Source organism: Auritidibacter sp. NML120636, assembly GCF_003185945.1.
Lineage (GTDB): Bacteria > Actinomycetota > Actinomycetes > Actinomycetales > Micrococcaceae > Auritidibacter > Auritidibacter ignavus.
Genome location: NZ_QHLO01000001.1, coordinates 408,961 through 417,103, shown reverse-complemented (window position 1 = coordinate 417,103; position 8,143 = coordinate 408,961). Strand labels below are relative to the sequence as shown.

Sequence of the window (8,143 nt, the reverse complement as noted above, 5' to 3'; positions counted from 1 at the left end):
GACAGGACTGGCCGAACTCAAGCGGTTAGGACGGACTCTGAAGCGTCGAGCTGCTGATATCCTGGCGTTCTTCACCCGACCGGGAACGTCGAACGGGCCTACCGAAGCGATCAATGGCAGGCTCGAACACCTACGGGGCTCAGCACTCGGCTTCCGCAACCTCACGCACTACATCGCGAGATGTCTGCTCGAGTCCGGCGGCTTCAGACCGGTTCTACACTCTCAATTACGATGAGCCACATTTCCTGGTCGTGATGGCTGAGAGCATAGACTACATAGTGACCGCGCGTGCCCGCTCTGATGCGATGCCGCCGGTGATCTTCCGATCCAAGGAGTCCCTGGCATGCCCCATGATATCTCCCATCACACCGCAGACCAGACCGCGGTGACCCTCGACGACCGCCACGATCTGGACCCTGACACCCGTGCCGAGGATCTACCCTGGTTTGCCACCCGCGTCGGGTCAGGCCTGGTGATGCTCATTACCGGGCTGATCGCGATGGGCGCGGCCGCCATCCTGATGTATGAGCGGGTCCAGATCTGGAAGGACCCGGAATATGTCACCAGTTGCGATTTAAGCCCCTGGGTCTCGTGTGGCACCGTGATGCAGTCGTGGCAGGCCCAACTTTTCGGGTTCCCGAATCATTTCATCGGCCTGGTGGGCTTCACCATTGTCATCACCCTGGCCACGGTGTTGGTGATGGGCATGCAGTTCACGCGCACCTATTGGATCTGCATTAATATCGGCGTCGTCTTAGCCCTGGTGTTCTGCCTGTGGCTGTGGACCCAAGCCGTCTATGACATCAATGTTCTGTGTTTATACTGCATGGTGATTTGGGCGGCCGTGATTCCTCTGGCAGTGCTGGTGACCGCTCGCAATATTGCGACGGGAGTGATTCCAACCTCGGCTACGGCCCGCACCTACCTGCTGGCCATGACGTGGCCGATGGTGGTCTTGCTCTACGCGGTGATTGCCGGGTCCATCCTGATTCGCTTCGGCGAGTCATTATTCTCGTGATCCCTATCACTTATTGTCTAAGCTAGGGGCATGGCAGACAGTCCCTATCACTATGTCCCCGAGGCCCGGAACAATCCAGATCATCCGGCCCACCACGTTCCGGTGCGCCCAGCCGCTTCGGTGGTGCTATTGCGTGACCAAGGCGTCGGAGTTGAGGTTTTCGTGCAATTTCGTGCCAAGACCATGGATTTCGCCGCCGGTGTTGCGGTGTTTCCCGGTGGTCGGAGCGAACCGGGCGATCACCAAGCCGGTGACGGTTTATTGAGTCCCGAAGCGATCGCTGAGCATGCCCAGATTTGGTCGCGGACCAGGCTGGTCTTGGATGACGCGACTCCCGGCGTGGCGGCGATGGCAGCCACCGCGGTGCGTGAGGTGTGGGAAGAAACGGCGGTACGACTCAGTGGTGAGCAGCTGGTGCCGTGGGCGAATATCACCACTCCGTTGGGGGCACCCAAACGCTTTGATACGTATTTCTATGTCGCCGCAGTCACTGATGAGCAACAACATCAGGTCCGTAATGTCACCACCGAAGCTACCGAGGCGCGGTGGTTGAGCACCACCGATCTGCTCCAGGCTTTTGCCGCTGAGCAGATCGCGCTGATGCGTCCAACACTGTATCTGGTTAAAACTGTCCACGCGCTGAAAACGATTCCGGAGATTGTGGCCGGGCATCAGCCGGTGGTGACCCCGCTGTCTGGACTGCGCGGAGTCACCCTCGACTCCGATGACTCGCACTTCACCGCTGAGACAAACCACTAACCGCCGTTGCGGCGACGATTAGTCAGCGCGGTTCCAGCCGAACCAGATCTCCATCTCGCGCTCGGCCGACAGGGTTGAATCCGAGGCGTGGATGAGGTTCTGTTGCACACCAGGGCCCCAATCACGACCGAAGTCTCCGCGAATGGTGCCCGGCAGTGCCACAGTGGGGTCGGTCTTGCCGGTCAGCGCGCGGATGCCTTCGATCACGCGATCGCCTTCCACGATGGCGGCCACCAGCGGACCGGAGGACATGAACTCGACCAGGGCGGGGAAGAATTCTTTGCCCTGGTGCTCTTCGTAGTGATCGGCCAACATCTCCGGGTTGGCGGTCATCATTTCCAATTCGACGATACGGTAACCCTTGTGCTCGATGCGGGTCAGGATCTCACCGACCAAGCCTCGTTTGACTCCATCTGGCTTAATCAGAATCAGCGAACGTTCTGGGGTGGCCATCGGGACTGCACCTCTTTCTGTCGTCTTGCTGTTGTGGGTCGGTGACCGGTGACGGTATCTAGCTGAGAGTATACCGAAGCGGTCTGGTGGGCCGGTTAGCTCTTTGTGTCGGGATGGTCGGTAGCACAACGGTACCCGTGGGCAATCTCCCATGCGCGTTGCTGTCGGTCGCGGACGATGTTCTCTTCATCCATCTGCCCTCCCCGGACCACGGCCCACCACCAGGCAGCCAGGAATCCGGCTCCCAAGATCAAGGCAAAGTATTCGAGAAATCCCCCCAGTACAAACAGCACTTGGATCCCCCACCCGATCCAGTATCCCAGGGGCTTAGTGAGCAGTCTCGTGGTGACCAGTGCCAGTACAGCCAGGGCGATCGAGGCCCAGAAGACCGGGACCGCCCAGGGTTCCTCGCGGTTGAGGTTCAACACGGTCATGCCGTAGAAAACCAGTACCAGGGATTCCAGGCCCAGTAGCGAAGCGCAGAACATCACCCGCAGGGAACGGCGTTTCTGTGGTTGGCCCGGGCGCCAGTCTTTTTGGCGTTGTGTTTCGCGCTGGGGCCGCCAGGACTCTCGGCCGGTGGTTCCGGTGGGCGGTTCTGATGGTTGGTGTTGATCAGTCATCGGTATCACCCTGCTGACCGTGGCCACCACGGTCCACGTCGTCATCCGTGTCGTCTTCCTCGGTGGCGAAGAAGGCTGCCAGGTCGTCGTGATCTTCGACCACCGCGGCTGCTGCCGCCGCGTGGGCGGCTGCGGTATCGGTGGTCTCGGTCTGCCCGGGGCCGAGCAGGCCACGGACTTGGCCTACCAAAGTGATTGACCCGGTGACCAATACACCGGGGCCACCGGTGCCATCAGTAATGTTGGCGGTGCCGGATTCGTGCAGTTCTTCATCCTCGTCCACCACGGCCTCGACGGCCCATCGAATCGCATCGGTCGGGGCCGGTTCGGGATGTAGCGTGTCGGCATCCCATCCGGCATCCAGGGCGTATTCCACCAGAGTGTCGGGATCAATGGCGCGTGGTGAGGCAGAGGCTGTCAGGGCCACGTGCTCGACCGTGTCCCCAAAAGCGTCATAGAGACTGGCTAACACGCCGCGAGCATCCTTTTCTTCCAGAATGCCAACGACCAGCGCCAGCTTGGTGAAGTTGAAGGCCTCTGTGACACTGACGGCGGTGGCTTCCATACCGGCTGGGTTATGCGCCGCGTCAATCACCAAGGTTGGGTTGGTACGAAGCACTTCCAGCCGTCCCGGGCTGGTGACCTGCAGTAGCCCCTGTTGCAGTAGCTCCTGGTTCAAGGTGTGACCGCCGTGGCCGAGGAAGGCTTCCATCGCTACGATGGCTACCGCGAGATTTTCTGCCTGATGGGGGCCGTGGAGTGGCAGGAACAGCTCGGGGTATGTACCGCTGAGTCCCTGCACCGAGACTTGCTGCCCGCCGACCGCCACCCGGCGGTCGGTGACCCCAAATTCCAGGTTTTCAAACGCGAAGCTGGCACCAACCTCGCGCGCCTTATCCAGGAGCACCTGGGCAGCCGCCGGTTCCTGCCCAGCGGAGACGACGTACCCGTCGGGTTTGATAATCCCGGCCTTCTCCTCGGCAATCTCTTCGACGGTCTCGCCCAGCAGGTCGGTGTGATCCAGGGAAATGGGAGTGACCACGGAAACTTGGGCATCGGCAACGTTGGTGGCATCGGTGATCCCACCGAGTCCCACCTCAAGCACCATCACGTCGACCGGCGCGTCAGCGAAAACCGCGAACGCCAGCACGGTCATGGCTTCAAAATAGGTCAGTGGCGTCTCGTCCTCAACCAGCAGCTCCTGATCTACCAGGCGCACTACCGGCAGGATCTCCGACCACACCCGCAGCACAGTCTCATCATCCACCGGCTCGGAGTTCAACGTCATCCGTTCGGTGAATTTCACCAGGTGCGGTGAGGTATAGCGCCCGGTGGAGAGCCCGTAGCTGTTGAGCATGGTCTCGATCATGCCAGCGGTGGAGGTTTTGCCATTGGTACCGGTCAGATGAATGACCGGTGCGCAGTGTTGGGGATCCCCGAGCAACTCCATGGCACGATACATCGGCTCCATCCGTGGCTCCATCTTGTTTTCTGGGGCGCGGGCGAGCAGATCGCCATAGAGCTCCTCCAGGCTCTGGGGGCCGGTCTGAGGATCTGGTGACAGCTCTGACACGAGGCACTACGCTTTCTGGATTGATGCGAGGGAATCGGTGGAAGCCGGCGAAACCACCTCTACGCTAACACTGACTAGCTTGGAGGCGTCATCGGCCATCGAACCACGCGGGTCGTCTCGGTTTTCATCCGCCACAAGCTCCAGCTGCGTGGTCAGCGTCTCTTGGCTGATCAGCTCCCGGTGGGCGTCAATGGCTGTGATCAGTCCGGTGGGCCCGGTGATCTCGGTCCGAATCCGGTCGGAGACGTCCAGACCGGCTTCACGACGTGCTGCCTGGACCGCGCGGATCACGTCGCGGGCCGAGCCTTCGGCGGCCAACTCGTCATCGACACTGGTGTCCAACACTAGGAACCCGTCGGAGATCACCGCCACCGCAGTCTCGTCGGACCCTTCGGACTGATCCACGGTGGTCGCGAGCTCGTATTCGCCCTCGACCAGCTCGACACCGCCGGCGGTGACCACGCCGTCGGCGACCGACCAATCCCCAGCCTTGGAGGCTTTGATCACCTGTTGCACCTGCTTGCCCAAGCGCGGACCGGCCGCCCGGGCGTTGACGACAAGTTGCTGGGTGATGCCGAAGTCGGTGGCTGAGGTTTCACTGGTGTCTTTGACGTCGATGGTGTTGATGTTGAGCTCATCGGAGATGATCTCGGAGACGGTCTGATCAACGCGTCCGGCATTTTCAATGACCACCGAGAGCTTGCGCAGCGGCAAGCGGACGCGCCGGCCCGCACCCTTACGCAGCGCAGAACCGGCCGAGGAAATCTCCCGGGCCAGGTTCATGCTGTGCTGGACGGCCTCGGCATCCTCGCCTTGCGGGAACAGGCTGGCGTCCGGGTAGTCGGTCAAGTGCACCGAACGTCCCCCGGTCAGGCCCCGCCAGATTTCCTCGGTCACCATCGGCAACAACGGTGCTGCCACCCGGCAGAAGGCTTCCAGGCACGTGAACAACACGTCCAGGGATTGTTCATTCTCATCGAAGAACCGCTGCCGGGAGCGACGAATATACCAGTTGGTCATGGTGTCCATGTACCGGCGCAGTTCCTCGGTCGCCTGGGGCACGTGGTAGTGGTCCATGTACTCTTTGACCTGGGTGATCATGGTGCCGGTGGTGGCCAGAATGTAGCGGTCCAGCGGGTCGGTGGCCTCATAACGGTACTGGGCCCGATATCCCTGCGGTCGGGTGCCACCGGCGGTGGCAGAATTGGCGTAGAGCGTGAAGAAGTGCCACACGTTCCAGGCCGGAAGGAGCACCTGTCGGGCGGCTTCGCGAATGCCGTCTTCGCTGACGATCAGAGTGCCACCGCGCAGAATGGGCGAGGCCATCAGGAACCAGCGCATCGCATCCGAGCCGTCCCGGTCCAGCACCTCGGAGACGTCCGGGTAGTTGCGTAGCGACTTGGACATCTTCTGCCCGTCCGAACCCAGCACAATACCGTGGGAGATCACGTTTTTGAACGCCGGGCGGTGGAACAGGGCGGTGGCTAGCACGTGCATGGTGTAGAACCAGCCACGGGTCTGGCCGATGTATTCCACGATGAAGTCGGCCGGGTTGTGGGTGTCGAACCAGTCCTTGTGCTCCATAGGATAATGCACCTGCGCATAGGGCATCGACCCAGAGTCGAACCACACATCGAGCACATCGGGCACTCGACGCATCATCGACGTGCCGGTGGGATCATCCGGGTTGGGGCGGACCAGCTGATCAATCCAGGGCCGGTGCAGATCCACCTCGCCGTGGGCATTGCGGGGTAGTTCGCCGAAGGCTTCTTCGAGTTCAACTAGGGAACCGTAGATTTCTTGGCGCGGGTAGTTGGGGTCATCGGATTCCCACACCGGGATCGGGGAGCCCCAGTACCGGTTGCGCGAAATCGACCAGTCGCGGGCGTTTTCCAGCCATTTACCAAACTGGCCGTCCTTGACGTTATCTGGAATCCAGTTGATCTGCTGGTTCAGTTCCAGCATCGAGTCTTTGAACTCGGTAACTTTCACGTACCAGGAGGTGATCGCCCGGTAGATCAGCGGGGTCCGGCACCGCCAGCAGTGCGGGTAGGAGTGTTCATAAGAGGCTTCTTTCACCAGCTCGCCGGTAGCGCGCAACGAGCGAATAATCGGACGGTTGGCCTCAAACACCTGCAACCCAGCAATGTCTTTGAGCTTGCCCTCGCCCAGGGACTCATCGCCGAACAGTGGCAGGAATTTCGCGCCCTCATCGACGGAGAGCACCACAGGGATGTCGTGGGCTTCATTGATCGTCTGGTCGTCTTCACCATAGGCAGATGACTGGTGGACCACACCGGTACCGTCATCGGTGGAGACGTAGTCCGCAACCAGCACGCGGAAGGCGTGCTGGTTGCCCCACTTCTCGTCTTCGGAGAAGTAGGTGAAAATCGGCTGGTAGGTCAATCCGCCCAGGTCCGTTCCGGCATAGGTGGCGGTGATCGCTTCGGTGGCAGCTTCCACGGACTCATAGCCCAGATCGGTGGCATAGGCGGCCAGCCGTTCGGTGGCCAGCAGGAAACGTTCACCGTCCAGCGAGTCCACCGTGGTGGCCTTTGGGCCACGGGGTAGCACCACGTAGGAGACCTCCGGTCCCACCGCCAGCGACCCATTGGTGGGTAGCGTCCACGGCGTGGTCGTCCAGGCCAACACGCGCACCCCGGCCAGGTCCTGGGCGGTTTGTGAGCTGGCACTGTGCGAGGCATCCAGCAGGTGATCGTCGATCCCGCCGGTGAGTCGGAAGGTTACCGTCACCGAGGGATCTTGACGTTGCTGGTAGACGTCATCGTCCATACGCAGCTCGTGGTTGGACAGCGGAGTTTCATCTTTCCAGCAGTAGGGCAGAACGCGGAAGCCACGGTAGGTGAGCCCTTTCTCGGACAGGTCTTTGAACGCCCACAGCACCGATTCCATGTAGGAGGGATACAGTGTCTTGTAGTCGTTATCGAAATCAACCCAGCGCCCCTGCCGATTGACGTAGTTTTTCCACTCTTCGGTGTATTTGAGCACCGAAGACCGACAGGCGTCGTTGAATTTATCGATACCCATGGCCTCAATTTCGGCCTTATCGGTCATGCCCAGCTGCTTCATGGCTTCCAGCTCGGCGGGCAAGCCATGGGTATCCCAGCCGAACCGACGCTCAACGCGCTTACCTTGCTGGGTTTGGTAACGGGCCACAAGGTCTTTGACGTACCCGGTGAGCAGGTGGCCGTAGTGAGGCAGGCCGTTGGCGAAGGGCGGCCCGTCGTAGAAGACGAACTCGTTATTGGTTCCGTCCTCAGCGATGGCCGGACGTTGGTCAATGGAGGCTTGGAAGGTGCCATCGGATTCCCAGTACGCCAGAATGGCCTCTTCAATGGCGGGCATATTCGGCGATGACGGAGTGGAGCCATTGCGGAGGGACTCAGAATCGGAGCTGGCCTGAGGGTACACGGTGGAGTTACCTTCCTTGCTGACGATCAATCACGGGTCGGTGTGAATCTCTGGTGTGCAAGGACGCACAACCTGTGGCGCACCCTGGCTAGCCACAGCGGTGTACGCGGTACCACCCTGCTTATCTGAGTTGAAGCTCAGATCGCTCATCGCAACGCTGTAACGGGCTGACCCGTCCGGTTCTACTAGGTACTCGCCTCAATGTTGATGCCAGTGACACGAGGACTGTTCTTCCGGAAGCTCGCCGGTGATTGCCGGGTCATCGCTGGTGAAGTATGCGGTTAT

7 protein-coding genes are annotated in these 8,143 nt (G+C 60.7%); 3 read left to right on the top strand and 4 right to left on the bottom strand.

The features are described from left to right. From DCC25_RS01855 to DCC25_RS01845, 3 genes are all read left to right on the top strand, one after another. A partial coding sequence (locus DCC25_RS01855; RefSeq protein ID WP_146206396.1) for a transposase occupies positions 1–235 on the top strand: 235 nt, incomplete at its 5' end. A gap of 108 nt (positions 236–343) precedes the next feature. After that, on the top strand, positions 344–1,018 hold the full coding sequence (locus DCC25_RS01850; RefSeq protein WP_110100390.1) for a vitamin K epoxide reductase family protein: 675 nt from the start codon (positions 344–346) through the stop codon (positions 1,016–1,018). Positions 1,019–1,048: 30 nt separating this feature from the next. Beyond that, a complete protein-coding gene (locus tag DCC25_RS01845; RefSeq protein ID WP_110100389.1) occupies positions 1,049–1,777 on the top strand; it encodes an NUDIX hydrolase in 729 nt (242 codons plus the stop codon). A gap of 18 nt (positions 1,778–1,795) precedes the next feature. On the opposite strand, the gene ndk is transcribed toward DCC25_RS01845, so the two are convergent. From ndk to ileS, 4 genes are all read right to left on the bottom strand, one after another. Continuing rightward, positions 1,796–2,230, bottom strand: coding sequence for a nucleoside-diphosphate kinase (gene ndk, locus DCC25_RS01840; protein ID WP_110100388.1), 435 nt, complete (start codon positions 2,228–2,230; stop codon positions 1,796–1,798). Positions 2,231–2,325: 95 nt separating this feature from the next. After that, positions 2,326–2,853, bottom strand: a complete 528-nt coding sequence (locus DCC25_RS01835) for a DUF4233 domain-containing protein (protein ID WP_110100387.1) — start codon at positions 2,851–2,853, stop codon at positions 2,326–2,328. Further along, positions 2,846–4,426, bottom strand: a complete 1,581-nt coding sequence (locus DCC25_RS01830) for a folylpolyglutamate synthase/dihydrofolate synthase family protein (protein ID WP_233487828.1) — start codon at positions 4,424–4,426, stop codon at positions 2,846–2,848. Before DCC25_RS01830 ends, DCC25_RS01835 begins: the two co-directional genes overlap by 8 nt. Positions 4,427–4,432: 6 nt before the next feature. After that, on the bottom strand, positions 4,433–7,858 hold the full coding sequence (ileS, locus tag DCC25_RS01825; RefSeq protein WP_304529229.1) for an isoleucine--tRNA ligase: 3,426 nt from the start codon (positions 7,856–7,858) through the stop codon (positions 4,433–4,435). Between the last annotated feature and the right edge of the window lie 285 nt (positions 7,859–8,143).